This window comes from uncultured Pseudoteredinibacter sp., assembly GCF_947500695.1.
Classification (GTDB): domain Bacteria; phylum Pseudomonadota; class Gammaproteobacteria; order Pseudomonadales; family Cellvibrionaceae; genus Pseudoteredinibacter.
In genome coordinates, this window is sequence record NZ_CANMSS010000008.1 from 204,513 (window position 1) to 224,360 (window position 19,848).

Consider the following 19,848-nt stretch of genomic DNA (forward strand, 5'->3'; position numbering starts at 1 on the left):
TGATAAAGCACTAGTCACTGTTTAGATCGAGCTCTTCCCCTTGAAACTGCTTCTGACTCTCAGCCAATAACTGAATGAATTCATTCTCAGGGATTGGAGGGCTAATATAATAGCCTTGGTATTGGTGGCAACCGTACTGTCGGAGTAAATCCAGCTGCTCTCGGGTTTCTACGCCCTCAGCCACCACATTTAAACCAAGCAGCCTTGCCATGGCGATAATGGTTTCCACCAACACCCTATCACTGCGGTCCTCCGGGATATCACGTACAAAGCTCTGGTCAACTTTTAAGGTTGCTACTGGAAGACGTTTTAGATAACTAATCGACGAGTAGCCGGTGCCAAAATCATCCAGCGAAAAGCTCACCCCCAATACCGATAAAGCACGCATGGTACTGATGGTTTCTTCAACACCTTGAATCACCACACCCTCAGTAATTTCCATATCCAAAGCGCCTTGGGGGATTTGAACATCCGCCAGTATCTGGCAGACATCATCCACAAAACCCTGATGCCTAAACTGCCTTGGGCTGATGTTTACACTAAGCGCCATGCCCTCTTGCCAAAGCCCACGATCGAACCAGTCGCGCAGTTTGGTACAGGCTTGCTCAACAATCCAATTACCCACTTCGATAATTTGACCTGAAGTTTCCAGTACCGGAATAAATACCGCAGGCGAAACCATGCCATCATTAGGGTGATGCCAACGAATTAAGGCCTCGGCACCGACAATACGATTCGTCTCAGTATTTACTTTGGGCTGGAAATACAACTCAAACTGATCGGTTTCGATGGCCCGGTGCAAATCACCTTCCATGGTGAGCTGACGACTTACCTGGTCAGCCATATCTTCGTTAAAGAACTCAACAGCATCGCGGCCTTTGTCTTTCACTTGGTACATGGCGGTATCGGCGAAGCTGAGTAATTCATGCACTGAGGATTTGAAATCTGGGTAAATCACCACCCCAACACTACAAGTTACCCGTAGCTCCATATCGCCGTAGTAAAAAGGCGCTGATAATTGCTGACGGATTTTCTCGGCAACCTCACCGGCCTTAATAGCAGCTGTACTGGCTTCGGTATCCAATACGGTGAGGATGACTACGAATTCGTCCCCTCCCTGCCGAGCCACTAAATCCTCCTGGCGAACCGAGTCTAATAGTCGTGCAGCCATTTCCTTCAGTACGGCATCCCCAACCGGGTGCCCCAAGGAGTCATTGATATTTTTAAACTGATCGAGATCGATAAAAAGTACTGCCCCAAAATAATGGTGGCGCTGTGCCCTACGCAACTCATGCTCTAAACGCTCAACAAGATGCAAACGGTTCGGTAAATTAGTTAGCGAATCATGGTAGGCCATGTGCTCCATTTTAGCTTGTGCACGGCGCTGCTCGGTGACATCAGTGGAAACCGCCAAGGATACAACTTCATCGTAAAAGTCGAGAGGCATAATATGGGTTTGTAAATAGTGGCGTTGGCGGCCATTGATTACATAAATCTCTTCGATTACTTCAACGCCGCTGCCAGATTCAATGACTTTCAAATCTAAAGCCTGAACCCGAGAGATATCCGATAAATAGTACTCTGAGAAATCATGGATGCTGCAACCCTGCATATCTTCGACGGTACTACCCAAAAATTTTGCTAAGGCATGATTGGCGAAAATGTAGATTCCATCGCGATTTCTTGCACCTACCAGAACCGGCAGGCTATCAATGATTTGGCGGACATGCTCCTCACTTTTACGCAACGCAAGCTCTACCGCCCTGCGCTTTGCTAGTGATAGATCCACAGCATCCAATAAACTGTTTGAACTATCGATTACCTGGGCCAGCTCGTGCTCACCGCTGTAATTAATTGGCGTTAAGCGCTTTTCACCTGGATGATCAGGGTTGATCGATTTAATCTCTCTGGCAAGCTTGGCCAATGGCTTAGCCAATACTTGATAGAAAACGGTGAACAACAAAAGAATCAATATGACATTTCGTAAAAAGCCAGCACCAGCCACCAAGCCAGATCGACGGTAGAAACTGGCCAACCCCCAATCGACATCGACCAGCAACTCCATTTTGCCGTGACTTTGCTTATCAAAGACCGGAAAGCGAATCAGTTTTTCGTAGTTCTTTACGGGTTCAACAATCTGGGTGGTTAGCCAAAGAGTATTACTTTGTCTGGGAGGACGCTCCCCCTGGGCTAAGATCATGCCCATTTCATCTCGAATCACAACTCGCTGCACGAAGTCGTAACTCAAAATACCATTAACCACTTCTGTGGCAAGTTCATGATCAAGGGTATGGATTGCTTTTGCGGTTGGAGGGCGAGAAGCCTCCATGATGCGCTCAATAAGGTCGTCGAGCTCAGCCACTTCTTCTTTATAATCCAAATAAAACTGCATGGTAGCTGTCAGCAGGCCCAAGACCATAGCCAGCAGTACGCTAATGCGCATCATTCGGAATGAAATACTAGAGAAAAAAAACGGCACAACAACCCTATAAAAATTAGTACTTAGTTACCAGCTAGCTGTCACTAACTCTTTTTATGGCCAGCTCTAATTATAGACAGAAATTGCCTTAAACGGCGGACAAATGAATCCTTTACTACTGTGTCGACCAGCGGAGGGAGAACATAACGTCCTTTGCACAAAAAGAACATCCCAGAACGAAAAAAACCGCCCAAATGGCGGTTTTTTTCTGCATATTGCGACTGTTTACTTATAACGCGGCGCTTGGTTCCACATAGTCGTAACCCAATACGTCGGCGACAGCCTTATAGGTCACTTTACCGCGGCAAACATTTAAGCCCGCCATCAAGCCAGCATCGCGCTCTAGAGCCTCTTTAACACCACGATTGGCAATCTCAAGGGCATACGGCAGAGTTGCGTTGTTCAAGGCCATAGTGGAAGTACGAGCAACGCCGCCCGGCATATTGGCAACACAGTAGTGCACAACACCATCAACTTCATAAGTCGGCTCTTGGTGAGTCGTCGCCTTGGAGGTTTCAAAACAACCACCTTGGTCAATCGCCACATCGACAACCACAGAACCTGTCTTCATACGGCTGATAATATCGCGAGTTAGCAATTTAGGAGCGGCTGCACCTGGGATCAATACCGCACCAATAACTAGATCAGCGTCTAGTGCATATTCTTCGATCGCCGAAACGGTAGAATAAACACACTTTACGTGACCTTCGTATTCAGTATCCAATTGACGTAGGCGCGGCAAAGAGCGATCCATAATCGTCACATCGGCACCCATGCCTACCGCCATAGCTGCGGCGTTATCGCCCACAACACCACCACCAATCACAAGTACTTTGGCAGGTGCTACACCAGGTACACCACCTAGCAATACACCGCGGCCGCCCTGCGCTTTTTCAAGATGATGTGCACCAGCTTGTACGGACATACGACCCGCTACTTCACTCATTGGGGCTAATAAAGGCAGTGTTCCGTCGGGTGCCGTTACGGTTTCATAGGCCACACAGATTGCGCCAGATTTCACCAGCAACTCAGTTTGACGCGGGTCCGGAGCCAAGTGCAAATAGGTATAAAGAATCTGATCTGGGCGCAGCATTTCGCATTCATTTGGCTGAGGCTCTTTAACCTTAACGATCATTTCTGCCTTAGCGAATACTTCTTCAGCGGTATCGATAATAGTGGCGCCAGCATCGATATACTGCTGATTATCAAAACCAATTGAGCTGCCCGCTTCGGTTTCAATAATGACCTGGTGGCCATTGTTAATCAGCTCTTTAACAGAGGCTGGGGTTAGTCCAACACGGTATTCGTGGTTTTTAATCTCTTTAGGTACACCGATCAACATAATCGCTTCTCCAGAATAAGTAATGGCCTGCCCTTGGAGTAGGAAGACCTTAATCAACTCGGCCTCAACAGAGGATGCCGCTATTCTAAAGTTAGAAAATTAGTGTTTTCATCTGAATTTGGGTTATAGTCAGCGAATTCAACTAGAGGGAACCGGGAAAACAACAGTACAAACCCGCTTTTATAGAATGCTGTAAACCGTGCCGAGGTAACCATGTCCAAACGAGATCGAGAGCTCAATACCATTGACCGAAATATTCTGCGAGTCCTACAGCGCAATGGGCGCTGCACCTATGCTGAGCTATCAAGGCAAGTAGGGCTCAGCGCAACGCCCTGCATGGAACGAGTTAAGAAGCTGGAAAAAGATAATGTCATCCAAGGCTATTCGGCCATTATCAACCCTGAATACCTAGACGCGGCCCTTGTGGTGTTTGTACAAATTCGCCTATTGCGCTCGGCCCAAGATATCTTTGAAGAGTTTCGCAATGCGGCCGCGGCGCTGCCAGAAGTGCAGGAATGTTATCTGGTGTCAGGTAACTTTGATTATCTTATTAAAGCTCGGGTAGCCAATATGAGTGCCTATCGTAAGTTCTATGGGGAAACTTTACTAACTTTACCGGGTGTACAGGAATGTACGAGCTATGTAGTTATGGAGCAGGTGAAAGAAACGCTAGAAATTCCCGTTCACTACAACCGATGAGCCCTAGCTTTTAACGGCAAATTAGAGGCCCGAGGATTACATTAACAGGGGTTTACATCAACTCGGCTATACCACTAGGCCTCGCCAATATTCTCGACTGCTCATGCCAATATCACTGCGGCGTCGACCGCCGCCGAAACGGCGCTCGGGTATAGATAAGTTATGACGGTAAGCACTGCGGCGGTCTGGCTGCTGACGGCGCTTTTGACCACGTCGATCGCCATACTCCTGCCCTTTTTGTAGCCGCTGCACCCAAGCTACGGCGCCAAGCTCCAGCAACATATCTTTCAATTTCTTAGCGAGAACTACTTCAGGAGCTCTTTTAACCACTACAGGGCTACCTTGAGCCAATAGAGATAAACGATCACTACTAAGCCCAAAACGCTTGCGTATCCTTTCTAAAACAAGCTCTGCCTCGCGGCTTTGCGGACAAGTATTGTGAAAGATGACGGCGTACTCAATATCTATCGCACTCATGTGTTTTGCAGACCTAAGCTTAATGAACCTTATGGCCGATTTATTCGGCTAATGTTATTAAGCTAACACAATCAGTGTGAAACGCGTCACATAGTGCCTACCGCTGGGTAAAATTAAGAAGAAGGCATGATTTCCATTATCTGGACGCCTGATTCTTTATTATCAACTTCGGGGATTTGAGCACTAAAGGGGTCTTCGTCCTCACGGCTGGCCTTAGCCTCACCACTTCGGTCTAGAGTTAAAGAAACGAAGTCGAATAAATCACGATCAGCAAGCTGGCTAGGCGACACTCTTTGCAAAGCGGCAAAAATGGTATCGGTACGTCCTGGCTGAGTTTTATCCCAATCCTGTAACATTTGCTTGATCGCCTGACGCTGCAGGTTTTCTTGAGAACCACATAAGTTACACGGGATTATGGGGAAAGCCTTTAATTCAGCATAAGCTGCAATATCACTTTCACGACAGTAGGCTAATGGGCGAATAATGATATTACGTTTATCATCGGCCAGCAGCTTTGGAGGCATCGCCTTTAAGCGACCGCCGTAAAACATGTTTAAAAACAGAGTTTCAACGATATCGTCTTTGTGATGTCCCAGAGCGATTTTGGTCGCCCCTATCTCTTCAGCGAAGCCATACAGTGTACCGCGGCGTAATCTTGAGCATAGGCTGCAAGTGGTTTTCCCTTCTGGAATTACCTCTTTAACAACGCTATAGGTGTCTTTTTCGATAATGTGGTAAGGCACACCGATCTTTTCTAGATAGTTGGGCAGAACCTCTTCTGGGAAACCCGGCTGCTTCTGATCCATATTGACCGCGACCAACTCAAAACTGATTGGCGCTGTGCGTTGCAAATTCATCAGAATATCCAGCATCGCATAGGAGTCCTTGCCGCCCGACAAACACACCATAATCTTGTCGCCATCCTCAATCATATTAAAATCGATAATGGCACTACCAACGTGGCGGCGTAGACGCTTTTGGAGCTTGTTGAACTCTACTCGGGCCTGGCGCCCATCGTGCTGTGCTGTACTCATAGTGTTGTGCTGCTGTACTTAGATCATCTTACAAAAAGGCGGCATTGTACGGTGTTTGAAACTAGGGCGCTATGACTCTGTAGTCTATAAGGCACTCCCCAGCGCTCTTTAAAAAAGCGGCAATGATTTTCCTACGGCAAGCCCTTTAACCTTATTTAAACCTTAATCTCTGCTCGATAAGCAGCGCTGGTTAGTCCCCAGCCCCGAACTATAGGCATTCACCGTAGTAGTTTTCTTGGCATGCCCTTTGCTGTATTACAAATACTTGTGCCTTTACCTGGATCTAAGGCCAATTTTATAACCCTGTTGCAACGCTAGGACTCGCTATGACTTTATGGCAAAAAATGTTTGGTAAACCACCCGTGGCTGAAGAGCGCACTATGCCAGGCTTTTTCAATGAAATGAGTCAACAAGCTCCGATCGAAAGCACTGTGATAAACCCTGAGGTTATTCGGCAGCTGAGAGTTTGGCAAAAGCAACGCCAGTTAATCGAAGTGAAAAGTGCTCGCCAGAGTGAATACCAACAAAGCCTGATACTCGCCGTAGATGTGGCCAATGGTTACTTCGAGATTGATGAGTTATTCCCCAGCCAATACCATGGCCAAATTCGGGCCGGTGATTCACTCCATATCCGTGTCCACAATGGTGGCCAGGTACAGGAAATGGAATGCTCCGTGATGAGCTACCATCATCATAGTGCTATGCCCTACTACAGCTTGGCGATACCGGAGCGCATCGCGCTTGGCCAAAGGCGCAAGCAAAGGCGCATTGCCATTGATGAAGATTTCCCAATCGCCGCCAGTTTACAAACTCCAGTAGGACAAAAGTTATTCGGCGGCGTTGAGAACCTATCCTGTGGCGGTGTGCGCCTAAGGTTCTCTGGTAATCAGTTAAAAGATCTTTACCCGGGTGCGGTTTTACCCATGTGCGACCTCGCCTTTCCTGGAGGTTTCAATATTCGCTGTCGCGCCAAGCTCAAAGGCATTCAATTTTTACGGCAGCCACGCCGTCACACCAGCATCAGCCTTAGCTTCCTAGATCTTGCCCCAGCGCAACGACAGCAACTTGAAGGACTAATTGAAGCCATTGGCCAACGCTGTGATGTGGCCGCTTAGAACATAACAAGGCCACGATGGAATAATTGTAGTGATACTGGATACGGCTTATCGGTTTTCAATAAATATCACAAAACTATCCCACTGGAATAACAATAACGCTATTTAGATTGCTTAACTTGCAGCATATGGAAAACAAACTAAGCTTTAAGCCTAGAATACATTCATTAAACGATAGTCTTTTGTACCTAGAGGTGGTTTGTGTTTCGTACTCCAAGGCTCGCCGCAATATTACTCAGTATTTATTCTTGCTGGAGCTTCAGTGAGCCACTCAAGATCCAGTTAACGCATCAAGGGCAGCTCCAATCTGCCCCGGGCGCTGTGATTTGGCTGCGAGCAACTAAGCCAAATGGAGCTGTAAGCGAGGAAGGCGGCAAGCTAACAGAGCAAGCGGCCAGCACAGCCCATATTATCGAGCAAAGGGATCGACAGTTTTCCCCTTATATCAGCGTTACCCAAGTTGGCAGAGATATTCAGTTTCCAAACCGTGACAATACCGCCCACCATGTTTATTCCTTCTCAGAACCACTTAGTTTTGAACTGCCACTTTTTAAAAAGCGCACACCGGCACCTATTCGGGTAGAAAAACCTGGGCTTATTGCTTTGGGCTGTAACATTCATGATTGGATGATTGCCTATCTAGTGGTAGTGGACAGCCCTTTTTACGGGCAACTGCACAATCAGGTTGTGGAGTTTGCTGGGCTGCCCCACGGCGAGTACCAAGCACTGCTATGGCACCCGGATATTAATTCAGCGCAAGTTCTAAAAACCCAATTGAATTATCAAGGGCAAAAACAATTTCAATGGCCAATACCCCAAAAAATTAACGCTAAAGCACAAATCAAAGCGCCGGTTGAGCGGCTAGATGAAGACGATGATTACTAGACCACTTTAGAACTTAATCTGTGTTTAAGCTTATGCTTATTAAGCCAATAAAAATAAACGACAATATCAACACTTTTAGGCCGACTCATTGGCAGCATATCTGTATGGTGTTAAGTCTTGCTTTAATAACGGCGGTGAACCAAGCCAGTGCTTCTAATAATACCCTCTCCAATTTAAGTCAGCGTATTTCAAGCAAGGGCTATATTGATTTTCGTTGGCAGCACTTTCAGGGCAATAACAGCTGGCTAGACTTAGGGACTGGTCATTCTCGATTTGATAACAGCCATAACAATCGCCCTTTGCTGGCGGATTTTGCAGCTGAGATTAAGGCAGACTTAAAAGCGGGCAGCCAAATTATTACTCAGCTACACGCTTATCCCGAACAAAACTCTGCGCTAGAAATTACTGAGCTCTATTGGCAATATCGACCGCTGTATGCCTCAACAATGCGCAGCCGTTGGCGGGTGGGTTTCTTTTACCCCAAATTATCCATAGAGAATCGTGGCAGCGTATGGAGCTCGCTTTACAACCTCAATTACTCCGCCATTAATTCTTGGATAGGTGAAGAACTTCGCACCTTCGGAGTTGAAGGGCGTTGGAGCTGGAAAATTGATAAATCAGCCAATGAGAAAGCTCCCCTGAAACTCAACCTTACCGCCTCAGCTTTTGCTTACAATGACCCCACAGGAGCCATACTTGCCTGGAAAGGCTGGTCTAACCATGACCTGCAAAGCGGTATTAATAATAAGCTCCCCTTTGCAGCTCCAGCAGGTGTGGCAGCCGCTGATAACATTCAAGCCAATAGTTTCCAGAGCTTTAGAGAAATAGATGGTCGCCCGGGTGGCTATATAGGGTTAGGGCTGTCTCGTAAAAGATCGTTCAAAGTGGAATGGTTTCACTACGACAATCAGGCTGAAGACACCGCCTTTGAAGACGGGCATTACGCCTGGCATACGACATTTAACCATATTAGCGCTCACTATTTTCTAACAAAAGAGCTGGAGGCCTTCGGTCAATATATTCGCGGCCGTACCAGCATGGGGAATGGCTTCGTCGATAATCGCTTTGAATCTGCTTTCATTGCCATTTCAAAGAGCCAAGGCCCGCATCGACTGAGTGCCCGTTTTGAGCGCGCCATTGTGGATGATTTAGACAACACCCCGCTGGATGATAATAAGGAAGCGGGCAATAGCTTTAATTTGAACTACAGTTATTACTTAGCACCCCACTGGAAATTTAGCAGTGAATATCAGCAAAGACGCTCTCGACAAGCAAGGCGTAGTTACCGCCAAGAGCCTATCTACGTCAAAGAAGAGCAGCTGAGCTTCAGTGCGCGATATTACTTTTAACAAGAAGCGTCTCGCTCTATGAAACTGCACATTCGAATCTTCGCACTGTTGGCTATTACCCTGATAGGCTTGTGTATTTCTAGCATGGTATTCCTATACCAGTCTTCCAGCCAGAAGGTCGAGCAGGACGCCTCAGACAAGTTACTTGTTGCACAAAAGACCTTCTTTGACGTCTTAGACAACCAGCATCACCTGCTTAATACCAGTGTGGAAACCGTTGTTAAAGATTGGGGTTTGCGCCAATCCATAGGCCAACGTGACTTTGATACCTTGCAAAGTGTGCTACAAAATCACAGCAACCGTGTTGGTGCCGACGTAGCGTTGTTCGTTGATAATGAAGGGGCCTTAGCCGTTAGCACCATTCGCCAGAACAAAGATCTTCCCCAGCAAATATTGGATCTGGTCAACAATAGCAGCAGCATTACCTTCCAAACCATTACCGAAATCAATCAACGTCACTATCAATTGGTACTCACCGAAGTCAAAGCGCCTATCCGTGTTGGCTGGCTGGGCATGGGCTTTGAAATTGATGACGATATGGCAAATCGCTACAGTGAAATTAGCGGGGTTAATATTAGTTTTGTACTGCCGATGAGTCATAGCTTGCAGTTTATCGCCAGCAGCCTCCCCCCTGAAAGAATGAAGAGCATGCCCCCAACTCCTGGGGAAATAACCGATAAGCCATGGGTGATCCAGCAAGGTCAATGGGAAGATCTTGCGCTTTACAGCCCCTTCGATGAACAATCGAGTAGCGGCCTGGCTATCTTATTTCAGCAATCGCTTAATGAACCGAGAGAAAAGTTTAGCCAGTGGTGGCTGAGCTTATTGTCAATTTTCAGTTTAATTTCTATCTTAGCTTTAGCCTTTGGTTATATTTTTTCCCGTGGTATCTCAAAACCGCTTAACCAACTACTGCACGTCATCGATGATGTTTCCAAAGGTGATTACAACACTCCGATTCGAATTTATCGGCGCGACGAGATTGGTCGTTTGGCGAAAGCTTTTTCACGAATGCAAAAAGCCGTCTCTGATCGAGAAGAACATATCACCTATCAAGCGAGCCATGACAGCCTCACAGGGCTCTTGAACCGTGAAGGTTTAATTGAATGTATCGATGACACCATAAAAGGCCTCGACAGCAGCAAAGAAATAGCGGTTTTGGCCAACTTCAGGCTGAATTACTTTCAAGACATTGTGGACGCTTTAGGTTATTCCTGGGGCGACAAACTGATCAACTTGGTATCTGAACGTTTACGTAGCCGGCTCGACCGTCAAGTCTTGGCACATCTGAACATCGACGAGTTTGTGTTACTGGCCAAAACCAAAGACATCATGGGCGCCAAGGAGATCAACGACCAGATTCACCAAGCTTTAGAAGACCCTTTTTGTGTCAGTGGTATCGATTTAACCCTAAGAATTTCAGTGGGCATTGTGCTCTACCCTTTCAGCGCTCTAGATGCTGAAGGCTTATTACGCCGTGCTGGGGTGGCTTTAAATGAAGCCTGTCATAGCCAAAGGGCAACGGTAACCTATGACCCTATGCACGATGAAGACAGCGTGCGTAAGCTTACTTTAATGGCAGAGCTGCCAAAAGCCATTGCGGAAAATCAGATTTGCCTGCATTACCAACCCAAGCTGAGACATGTTGGCAGTTGCACTCGGGTAGAGGGCGTTGAATGTCTAGTTCGCTGGCAGCACCCCGAGTTGGGATTTGTTCCACCAGATGATTTTATTGGCCTTGCTGAAAAAACCGGATACATCGTAGAACTTACACGCTGGGTATTGAAAAATGCCCTAAAGCAATGCATCAAATGGCGTCAGCAAGGCTTTGATATTGCCATCGCCGTTAATATCTCAGCCTTGGACTTAGCGCAAAAGAACTTCGATAAAGAAGTTGCCCATATGCTAAAAGATGCCGGCCTACCATCCAGTGCATTAATTATTGAAGTCACTGAAAGCGCTGCGGTGGAAAACCCAGAGCAAGCCATTGCTCAGCTAAGCCACTTAAAAGATATCGGCATAAAGCTATCGATTGACGATTATGGCACTGGCTATTCTTCCTTAGCCCAATTAAAGCAGCTACCGGTACATGAATTAAAAATCGATAAAAGTTTCGTGCAAGATTTGGCGACAGACGAAGAAGACCGCACGATTGTCCGTTCGACCATTGAGTTGGCTCACAATATCGGTTTATCAGTAGTGGCAGAAGGTGTGGAAGATGAAGCAACACTAAATCAATTGATTGAGTGGGGCTGCAACTATATGCAAGGCTATTTTATCGCAAGGCCATTGGATGAACTCGCCATGCAAAGCTGGTTAGAAGCGGCGAGTTTCCCAATTAAGTCAGTGCAGCTAGAAGCAAACACAAGCAATTTAAAATCGGCCGTCGATTAAAATAAGCTAAAAGCCTTTGCTTTACTTCTCGCCATTTTGCAGCAGCGTTTCTCTTTCACGCTGATATTCATCAAAACTCTGTTCATATTGCTGGCGGCATTGCTCCTGTACTGCCAAGGGCTCTTTGTCACAAGCTTGCTTTCGATTATCTTGGGCAATCTCATAGATATCCTGCTGAGTGCAGGCTTGCACAGCCAATATCATTGAGAATAAAAATAGCGCCTTCGCTTTAATGGACATGATGCAACCTAAATGCAATTGAGTTAATTGGTGAAAGAGTTAGTATCTAGACGCATTCTTGGAACAATAGTTCACTTCACCTCTCACTTCTCACTTCTAACCTCTCTCACTTCTAACCTCATTCAAATTCCAATCATATTGATACTGAAAGGTTTTAACGGGCCCTTCTATAAGCCCCTGCTCTTGAAAATACTCCCATAGATTGGCTTTCTTATCGCTGAAATCTTGCCAATACCAGTTGAAGATGCTGGATACTTGATAGGCCTTATCCGTACGCAAAAAACCTCGGGGCGACTGCAAAAATGTTTTTTCAGCAAGATTTAATTGCTCGTTTAGTGTCTGAGCGCGGTAAATATCATTCGATAAATTCGGACAACCTACGCTGGCGCAGTTTAAGGCAAAGTGAAAACGTTGATCTTTCCAGATAGGCCTAAGTATTCGGTGCTCTATGTCGTTGAGAGATAATTTAATGCCTGCGACCTCAATCAACTTGTCTTCCCAGGGGCCGCCATTGAATAGGCTTTTAAAACTTAATCGAATGTCCTTGATGGAAGCGACGGGATAATGCTGCAACACCAAGCTAACCACACTCAGGTTGTAGCTGTTAATCCAAAAGGCTTGCTGTTCATCAGCGCTCCAGCCGCGCGGATCAATACTGGCCAAAGAGGTTTGCAGCCTCTCTAGGGCGAGCTCATCTTCTGCCGTTACAGCGGCGTAGTCCACGCGATTTAAGCCAGTGCTGTCTGTGATGACGTAACGCTCTAAAAATGCCTGCCAAAGCTCCCAAGAAGGCTTTTCAGATTGTTCTTTGGTAGTGCGGCTGTTGGGCAACCACTCTTCCCAGAGCTCTGCCTTAGGGGCAGCCTCTAGTGTAATAGCAAAGCAAAGCACGCCCGCTAGACAAAGGTTCAGTAAAAATCGAGAGGGTTTAGGTTTCATAGGGTTCCCAGCATTCTGTAGGTAAACAAGCTTGCCAGCACACTCCATAAACTCCTGTTTATGGGTGACTAATGGTTATGTTCTAGTTTGCCATGGCATATAGGAGATCGATACTCTAGAATAGTTAACCAATTTATAACATTTGGTTAACATTAAGCATGAGTGATAACTTGGCTATGAGCCCCGAACAACTGCAAGCCATCGATAAACAGCATATCTGGCACCCTTATAGCCAAGTCGCCCAGGATCAAAGCCCTGCCCTACCCATCGTCGATAGTGCCCAGGGCGTCTATTTAAAGCTGGCTAGTGGCGAACGGGTCATCGACGGCATGTCCTCCTGGTGGTGCATGCTGCATGGCTATAATCACCCAGTGCTAAACGCTGCCGCCAAAGCCCAGCTTGATAAAATGTCCCATGTTATGTTCGGAGGCTTAACCCACGAACCCGCCATTAAATTAGCAAAGCTTTTGGTAGACATCACACCGGCCGGTTTAGATAAGGTCTTCTTTGCTGACTCAGGCTCAGTGAGTGTTGAGGTCGCCATCAAAATGGCATTGCAGTATTGGTATTCCCTCGGCCGAGCTGAAAAACAGCGTTTAATAACTATTAAGAACGGTTATCACGGCGATACCTTTGGCGCGATGGCCAGCTGCGACCCGGTAAACGGCATGCATCACCTCTTTAGTACTAACCTGCCACAGCATCATTTTTTAGAAGCACCACCCATGGGTTTTGATAAGCCCCCTTGCCCTCGTTATTTGCAAGAAATTAAAGACTATATTGCTAAGCATCACCATGAAATCGCCGCCTTTATACTGGAGCCGATTGTGCAAGGTGCTGGCGGCATGCGCTTTTACTCTCCAGCGTATTTACAAGAAATTAAAGCGCTGTGTGAAGAGTATGACTTGCTATTAATCGCCGACGAAATTGCAACCGGCTTTGGCCGTAGCGGTAAATTATTTGCTTGCGAACATGCTGGCATTAGCCCCGACATATTATGTTTAGGCAAGGCGCTTAGTGGTGGCTATATGACTTTGGCGGCGACACTTTGCAGCGAAAAAATAGCCGATGGCATATGCAATGGAGAAGCTTCAGTTTTTATGCATGGACCCACTTTTATGGCGAACCCTTTAGCCTGCGCTACCGCCTTAGCCAGCACTGAGTTACTCATTCAACAGGACTGGCAAGAGCGTGTTAAAAACATTGAAACACAGCTAAACCTTGGCTTAGCTCCATTACACGATGCAAGCTCAGTTGCGGATGTGCGAGTACTGGGCGCCATTGGAGTAGTTGAAATGAAACAGGAAGTTGATAAAGAGGCTTTGCAAAGTGCTTTGATTGAGCACGGCGTATGGTTGCGCCCTTTTGGAAAGCTGGTTTACACCATGCCTCCATTTGTAAGCACAAATGAAGAATTACAGCAGCTTTGCTCCGCTATGGTGGAGACTTTGAGCCAATAGATCAGAGGCTCCCTTGAACGACAGAAATTAAAAAGCCCTGGCGAATGGCATATTCATCAGGGCTTTTTTGTATTTCTAACGACGCTAAGGGCACCTCTAAATAATGCAGATTAGCTCAGGCTTCACGTCAATGTCGTAATCGAGGCGCTTCTTTGAAAGCAGGCTGGTCGCCTGTCGAAAAGGAGCAACGAAGAGTACGACATTGACGTGAAGCCCCGAAGGGCGGTCCCTGAAGCGCTCATCTACGTTGTTGCGCTTCTTGCCAAGGGCTGCGGCCATTGCCGGCGAAGCGCGCCTAGTAGCTAAGCGCTTCAGGGCTCCGCTGAGCAAACCTGCATTATTCAGAGGTGCCCTAGTTATTAAGACAATTTACGAATACCAACCGAGCTGCGCAATTTATCTAATAGTGGCTCGCTATACCCTCGGGCCTTTTCAGCTCCGGCCTGTAAAACATCTTCAATATAAGAAGGATTCGCCAACAACTCATTATACCGCTCGCGTGGCTCGGCCAGCTCTGCATTAATTAGCTCAAACAGTTGCTTCTTAGCTTCACCCCAAGCAATGCCGTCAGCAAAGGCTTGTCGCATTTCCACTTGCTGTTGCTCATTAGCAAAGGCCTTCCAAATTTGAAATACCGTTGAGGTATCTGGATCTTTCGCTTCACCAGGCTCAAGCAAATTGGTTTTAATTTTGTTGATGTGTTTACGCAGCTGCTTTTCACCTAAGAAAAGAGGGATAGTATTGCCGTAGCTCTTACTCATTTTACGGCCATCCAAGCCCTGCAAAACCGCGACATCATCATCGACTTGATATTCTGGCAAAGTAAAAACAGGCTGTTTTTTACTGGCGAATAAATGATTAAAACGCTGGGCCATATCACGAGCCATTTCTACGTGCTGAATCTGATCACGCCCAACCGGAACTTTATTCGCATTGAAAATCAAAATATCAGCTGCCATCAATACAGGGTAGCTAAACAAACCCATGGTGATACCGTAATCGGTATCCTCACCGGCTTCGGCATTTTGATCAACAGCCGCTTTATAAGCATGTGCTCGGTTCATCAAGCCTTTGGCGCACACACAATTAAGCATCCAACACAGCTCAGCGATCTGGGGAATATCAGATTGGCGATAAAAAACCACTTCTTCTGGGTTTAAACCTAGGGCCAGCCAACTAGCAGCAATCTCTTTGGTAGATTGTGCAACAAGGTCTGGATCCTGACATTTAATTAGCGCGTGAAAATCCGCCAAAAAGTAAAATGAAAGATTATCCTGGTTGCGGCTCGCCTCAATGGCAGGGCGAATGGCGCCAACATAGTTACCGATGTGAGGGGTACCTGAAGTTGTAATCCCCGTGAGAATACGCTGTTTTTCTTTGCTGCTCATGCTTGGTCCAAAATCTTATTTAGGGGCAGCCATAGCCGCCGGGCGCCGCTATGATACAGGGCTTAGAGCATGGCGCATAGTCACTCGGGACTATCTCCCTCAAGCAGCTCAGTGATACAGCGCAGATACCTAGGGCCAAGGCTCGACCAGCTGAAATCGACCGCAGCTTTGGCGACCTCAAGTGTTTGGCCAGCAGCTCGGCACAAGGCCATATCCAGCACCCTGACCGCCAGATCACGGGCTTCTTGCTCAATATCACCAGATTGATAACAACACTCTTTAGCAAACCATTCTGGATAGACCAAACGATTGGGTAGCAATGGCAAGCAGCCGTAGCTACAGGCCTCTAGTACGGCCAGGCCTTGAAAATCATGCTCAGCGGTAGACAAGACCACATCCGCCGCCGCCATTAAGGCACGATAACTCTCAAGGCACTCTTGATAGCCCCAAGCCGCCAGTTTCATTGGGCTATCGTGAGCACTGAGAAGCTTTTTTATCTGTTCAAACTCAGGGGGCACTTGTCGAAAGCTCTGCCCGACGATATACCACTCAATACTTGGGCGCCTATCCACAGGTAGCGCCACAAGCTTAGCCTGTAACGTTTGGATTAAGGCCAGCAGACGATCTGGCCCCTTGTCATATTCCCAGCGGTGGTTCCATAGGATTCGCAATACCCCCGGCTTCGTGGACCTCACATTATCGCTAATTGTGGCTGCTGCGATAGGTACAGGTATAAGCTCTGACTTTGAACTTAAAAGCTCTAGCAGCCCTTTTGGAACATTATCTGGCATCGCTTTAAGCAACTTCTTTGCGCCACTTAAAAAGCTTTGCTGATTGTATTGGCTATTAAAGATCAGCCGGTCTGCGCACAAGGCGCTGTAAATGCTGGTTAACTGCGGCTCCAGCAAACTGTGCTGTTTGGCGCTCTTAGGATAGGCAAATTGATTTTCGTGAAAGTATAAAATAGTGGGCAAACGACTCAGCTCAGGCACAAAACCACGCAATGCTGAAAGATCCACCATCGAGGTGGCTAATAGAAACTGGTAATTCTGCTGCAGAGTTTCACGCTGATTAAAAGCCCAACTCAAGCTATTGCCACGCTGGCGCCAGCTAAAATAGCGCGGCGCTAAACTCAGCTGTGTCCACTGCCATTGCTGCAAACCCTCGCTGAGTTGTCTTCTCCAATAGGCGTGACTTTGGGCATCATAAGCCGACAACAGTAAAGCTTTAGGGGCTGCACATGGCTCTGTCATTTAAGGGTCAAATCGTATAATTGCTTATGTTTGAGGCATGGCTTTTAATGGAAAAATGCCAGCGTTACAGTTCTACTTCCTGTACATCACTGCTGCGCAGTAATAACACATCCAGGCCCGATTGAACCATTAACTGAACCGCCACCTCTGAGCGACGACCACCGTAATCACTGACCACGTACAAAACATCTTTCGACATTTCACTGAGTTTTGGTCGTAAATAAGATAGTGGGATATTCACAGAGCCCGACAGCTGCTGCTGTTTAAATTCGATAGGTAGGCGAACATCGATTAGGCGAATCGAGCGCCCTGTTTGTTGCAGCTTAAAAAACTCAGCGACGGAAACATAGCTCACTAAAGGCTTATGCAGCAGCTCCGCGAAGCTTTCTTTACCTAAGCACATTAGCTCCCCATCACTGCTCATTTCAACCGTAGCATTGCGGGTGGTATTACCGATCAGCGCTTCTTCACCAAAGTAATCGCCCGTTGATAGATTAGCTTTGCAATAACCGGCTGAATCTAAGACCTGAGCTGTACCAGATTTGATGACATAGAAATAATCACCCTGGGTGCCCACCACTACGACCTTTTCGCCTTTTGTGACATTTCGTGGAATAAAACGCTGAAACAAGGCCTGAATATTGCCGGGGGGAATTCGCGAGAACAAGGGCGCCGATAATAAAACGCTCATCCAGTCCTTGCTCATCTGCTCTTCGATAATAGGGTCGGCTTCGACTTGATCATCAGGATCAATCGACAGGCCATCATCCACAAGGCTCGACTCACTCCACACCATAACAAGATCGAGAAAGTCACGCTCGATAACCAACGCCGTAACATCGGTTTTTGCGAATGCTGACACTCTTGCGGGCTGAGTATTGCACAATGGGTGTCGAGCTTGGGGGCTGGTGTGGTTTACACTAATACGAGATAGATCAGCGGCCAATAAATCGACGCCACCTTTGAGCAGGTAAAAGGTTTCAGAGAGTTTTTTACCACGCTGAAACAGCACATCTCCCTTTTTAAACTCTCTGACGCCGATACGCCCCAAAGCACGCTCTAGAAAATCACTAGAAAGGCTATCAAATGGCGAAAACTCTTGTAATATTTCTTTACTTATTGTCATTACTTAGTCGTACATCCATAACCGTGGAGATCACCGCTGCCAGGTTTGCCCCAACAACGGTACTTACACTTAATAATAGCTAGCTTAGCTAAAACGGCCACTCCATTGGCTTTTGCCCGGCCAGGTAACTCAATCAGTTACTACATAGGTCACTACACAAGTAATTTATGTTGGTAACTGCATGGGTAACTACACAGTTATTACCACTTTCCATGCCATATTGTGGTTCAGGTTATACCCTTTGTCTGTCTAAAAATCTATTAAAAATACGATGCAAGGTATAACAGTCTTCGCTACCGGCGAGCTCTCGAATGGAGTGCATACCAAAGGTCGGCACGCCAACATCAACGGTTCTGACACCGATCTCAGTTGCTGTGATCGGCCCAATGGTGCTGCCACAGCCCATATCCGCACGTGTTACGAAAGTTTGTACCGGTAGCTCTTCAGCCAGTAGTTTAAACAAGCCAGAGGTTTCGCTATTGCTGGCATAGCGCTGATTTGCGTTAATCTTGATCACTGGTCCTGCATTGAGCTTTGGCCCATGGTTTCCATCATGTTTATTGGGGAAGTTCGGGTGGATGCCATGGGCATTATCCGCCGAGATCATCAGGCTTCGGCTGATAATCTGTTCGCGAGGATTTATTTCAGGCCAAATTCGCTCTAGGAAACTCGCTAACATTGGACCTTGCGCTCCACAGGCCGAAGCACTGCCGACCTCTTCATGGTCATTACACACCAGCAAAGTACTTTGCTCACTGCCCGCTTGCAGCATTGATTCTAAGCCGATAAAGCAACTCAGTAGATTATCCAATCGAGCGCTGGCCAAAAAGTCACCATGTAAACCGATTTGAGCGGCGCCTTGACAGTCATAGCAACTGATCTCGAAATCTAAGATTTTATCGATGTCCAAATCTGACTGTGCCGCCAATAGTTCTGCACGTAATAGATCTTCGAAGGATATGGCCGCTTCACTAAGGCATAACAGCGGTGGCATATCGGTTTGCGGATTGACACTACGCTTGTCATTAACACCGCGATCAAGGTGTATCGCCAAGCTTGGAATCGTCGCCACAGCGCGCTTGAAATCTACCAGGGCAGACTGTAACTGCTGATCTTTATCGCTAAAGCTGACACGACCAGCTAAGGATAAATCACGGTCAAACCAAGGGTTCAATAAAACGCCGCCATAGATTTCAACGCCCAGCTGGGCATAGCCTTGTTGGTGCAAATCAGGCTGAGGTTTTACCTTTAGACAAGGGCTATCTGTGTGAGCCCCGATCATTCTTAGGCCACTTTCAAGGGGATCTTCAGTGCCATAAACAAAGGCGATTATGGAAGAGTCATTGCGGCAAACGTAGTATTTGTTGCCAGGGCTAAGTTGCCAATGCTCTGACTCATGCAATTGATTAAAACCTGCCTGCTCCAAACGGGAGGCCATGGCTTTTACAGCGTGGAAAGGAGTTACAGATTCATCAAGAAACGCGATACAGCGCTTTAGAAAGTCCGCCGCAGCGGTAGAGTCATGAGCAGTCATAAGCCCTCAATTTAGGAAAATCACTAAAAACTAAGCTTATGGATCTTAGCAGCTTTGGCGCCAAGACTCAGCAAATCAGAGAGATAAAACCAAAAGAGCCGCTAATCTCTAGGGTTAAGCGGCTCGTTCTTCTG

Annotated in this window: 16 protein-coding genes and 1 pseudogene; 6 read left to right on the forward strand and 11 right to left on the reverse strand. The window is 46.9% G+C overall.

The genetic code is table 11. The features are described 5' to 3' along the window. Window positions 1-10: 10 nt before the first annotated feature. The gene (locus Q1A08_RS15220) at window positions 11-2,446 is read right to left on the reverse strand and encodes an EAL domain-containing protein (protein WP_363323540.1); all 2,436 of its coding nucleotides are present in this window, start codon (window positions 2,444-2,446) and stop codon (window positions 11-13) included. Between the two features lie 262 nt (window positions 2,447-2,708). Then, window positions 2,709-3,821 carry an alanine dehydrogenase gene (ald, locus tag Q1A08_RS15225; RefSeq protein ID WP_299774408.1) on the reverse strand — a complete coding sequence of 371 codons (1,113 nt, stop codon included), beginning with the start codon at window positions 3,819-3,821 and terminating at the stop codon, window positions 2,709-2,711. A gap of 213 nt (window positions 3,822-4,034) precedes the next feature. On the opposite strand from ald, the gene Q1A08_RS15230 reads away from it, so the two are divergent. Further along, window positions 4,035-4,520 (forward strand): Lrp/AsnC ligand binding domain-containing protein, encoded by a 486-nt coding sequence (locus Q1A08_RS15230; RefSeq protein ID WP_299774409.1) that lies wholly within the window; start codon window positions 4,035-4,037, stop codon window positions 4,518-4,520. A 66-nt stretch (window positions 4,521-4,586) separates the two neighbouring features. On the opposite strand, the gene Q1A08_RS15235 is transcribed toward Q1A08_RS15230, so the two are convergent. Then, window positions 4,587-4,997, reverse strand: a complete 411-nt coding sequence (locus tag Q1A08_RS15235; RefSeq protein ID WP_299774410.1) for a hypothetical protein — start codon at window positions 4,995-4,997, stop codon at window positions 4,587-4,589. 212 nt (window positions 4,998-5,209) lie between these two features. Then, window positions 5,210-6,031: pseudogene (ttcA, locus tag Q1A08_RS15240) on the reverse strand (tRNA 2-thiocytidine(32) synthetase TtcA); the annotation flags it as partial. Between the two features lie 326 nt (window positions 6,032-6,357). Here ttcA and Q1A08_RS15245 point away from each other — a divergent pair. The 4 genes from Q1A08_RS15245 to Q1A08_RS15260 all read left to right on the forward strand — a co-directional run bounded on the left by Q1A08_RS15245 (window position 6,358) and on the right by Q1A08_RS15260 (window position 11,774). Then, window positions 6,358-7,146 carry a flagellar brake protein gene (locus tag Q1A08_RS15245; protein ID WP_299774411.1) on the forward strand — a complete coding sequence of 263 codons (789 nt, stop codon included), beginning with the start codon at window positions 6,358-6,360 and terminating at the stop codon, window positions 7,144-7,146. A 201-nt stretch (window positions 7,147-7,347) separates the two neighbouring features. Then, the gene (locus Q1A08_RS15250; protein WP_299774412.1) at window positions 7,348-8,031 is read left to right on the forward strand and encodes a hypothetical protein; all 684 of its coding nucleotides are present in this window, start codon (window positions 7,348-7,350) and stop codon (window positions 8,029-8,031) included. Window positions 8,032-8,135: 104 nt separating this feature from the next. Next, the gene (locus Q1A08_RS15255; RefSeq protein WP_299774413.1) at window positions 8,136-9,380 is read left to right on the forward strand and encodes a hypothetical protein; all 1,245 of its coding nucleotides are present in this window, start codon (window positions 8,136-8,138) and stop codon (window positions 9,378-9,380) included. An 18-nt stretch (window positions 9,381-9,398) separates the two neighbouring features. Further along, on the forward strand, window positions 9,399-11,774 hold the full coding sequence (locus Q1A08_RS15260; protein WP_299774415.1) for an EAL domain-containing protein: 2,376 nt from the start codon (window positions 9,399-9,401) through the stop codon (window positions 11,772-11,774). Between the two features lie 21 nt (window positions 11,775-11,795). On the opposite strand, the gene Q1A08_RS15265 is transcribed toward Q1A08_RS15260, so the two are convergent. Both Q1A08_RS15265 and Q1A08_RS15270 read right to left on the reverse strand, forming a co-directional pair. Then, entirely contained in the window at window positions 11,796-12,014 is a 219-nt protein-coding gene (locus tag Q1A08_RS15265; protein WP_299774417.1) for a hypothetical protein, read from the reverse strand. 96 nt (window positions 12,015-12,110) lie between these two features. Further along, window positions 12,111-12,953, reverse strand: coding sequence for a DUF547 domain-containing protein (locus Q1A08_RS15270; RefSeq protein WP_299774419.1), 843 nt, complete (start codon window positions 12,951-12,953; stop codon window positions 12,111-12,113). Window positions 12,954-13,111: 158 nt separating this feature from the next. Between Q1A08_RS15270 and bioA the strand changes: the two genes are divergently transcribed. Then, window positions 13,112-14,413 (forward strand): adenosylmethionine--8-amino-7-oxononanoate transaminase, encoded by a 1,302-nt coding sequence (gene bioA / locus Q1A08_RS15275; RefSeq protein ID WP_299774421.1) that lies wholly within the window; start codon window positions 13,112-13,114, stop codon window positions 14,411-14,413. A gap of 96 nt (window positions 14,414-14,509) precedes the next feature. On the opposite strand, the gene Q1A08_RS15280 is transcribed toward bioA, so the two are convergent. The 5 genes from Q1A08_RS15280 to Q1A08_RS15300 all read right to left on the reverse strand — a co-directional run bounded on the left by Q1A08_RS15280 (window position 14,510) and on the right by Q1A08_RS15300 (window position 19,714). Continuing rightward, complete coding sequence (locus Q1A08_RS15280) at window positions 14,510-14,692, reverse strand: hypothetical protein (protein ID WP_299774423.1); 183 nt, start codon at window positions 14,690-14,692, stop codon at window positions 14,510-14,512. An 80-nt stretch (window positions 14,693-14,772) separates the two neighbouring features. Continuing rightward, complete coding sequence (locus Q1A08_RS15285) at window positions 14,773-15,801, reverse strand: tryptophan--tRNA ligase (RefSeq protein WP_299774426.1); 1,029 nt, start codon at window positions 15,799-15,801, stop codon at window positions 14,773-14,775. An 80-nt stretch (window positions 15,802-15,881) separates the two neighbouring features. Then, entirely contained in the window at window positions 15,882-17,054 is a 1,173-nt protein-coding gene (locus tag Q1A08_RS15290; RefSeq protein WP_299774427.1) for a DUF3524 domain-containing protein, read from the reverse strand. Between the two features lie 64 nt (window positions 17,055-17,118). Then, complete coding sequence (locus Q1A08_RS15295; protein ID WP_299774429.1) at window positions 17,119-18,180, reverse strand: cyclic nucleotide-binding domain-containing protein; 1,062 nt, start codon at window positions 18,178-18,180, stop codon at window positions 17,119-17,121. A gap of 232 nt (window positions 18,181-18,412) precedes the next feature. After that, a complete protein-coding gene (locus Q1A08_RS15300) occupies window positions 18,413-19,714 on the reverse strand; it encodes a M18 family aminopeptidase (RefSeq protein ID WP_299774430.1) in 1,302 nt (433 codons plus the stop codon). Window positions 19,715-19,848: the final 134 nt, after the last annotated feature.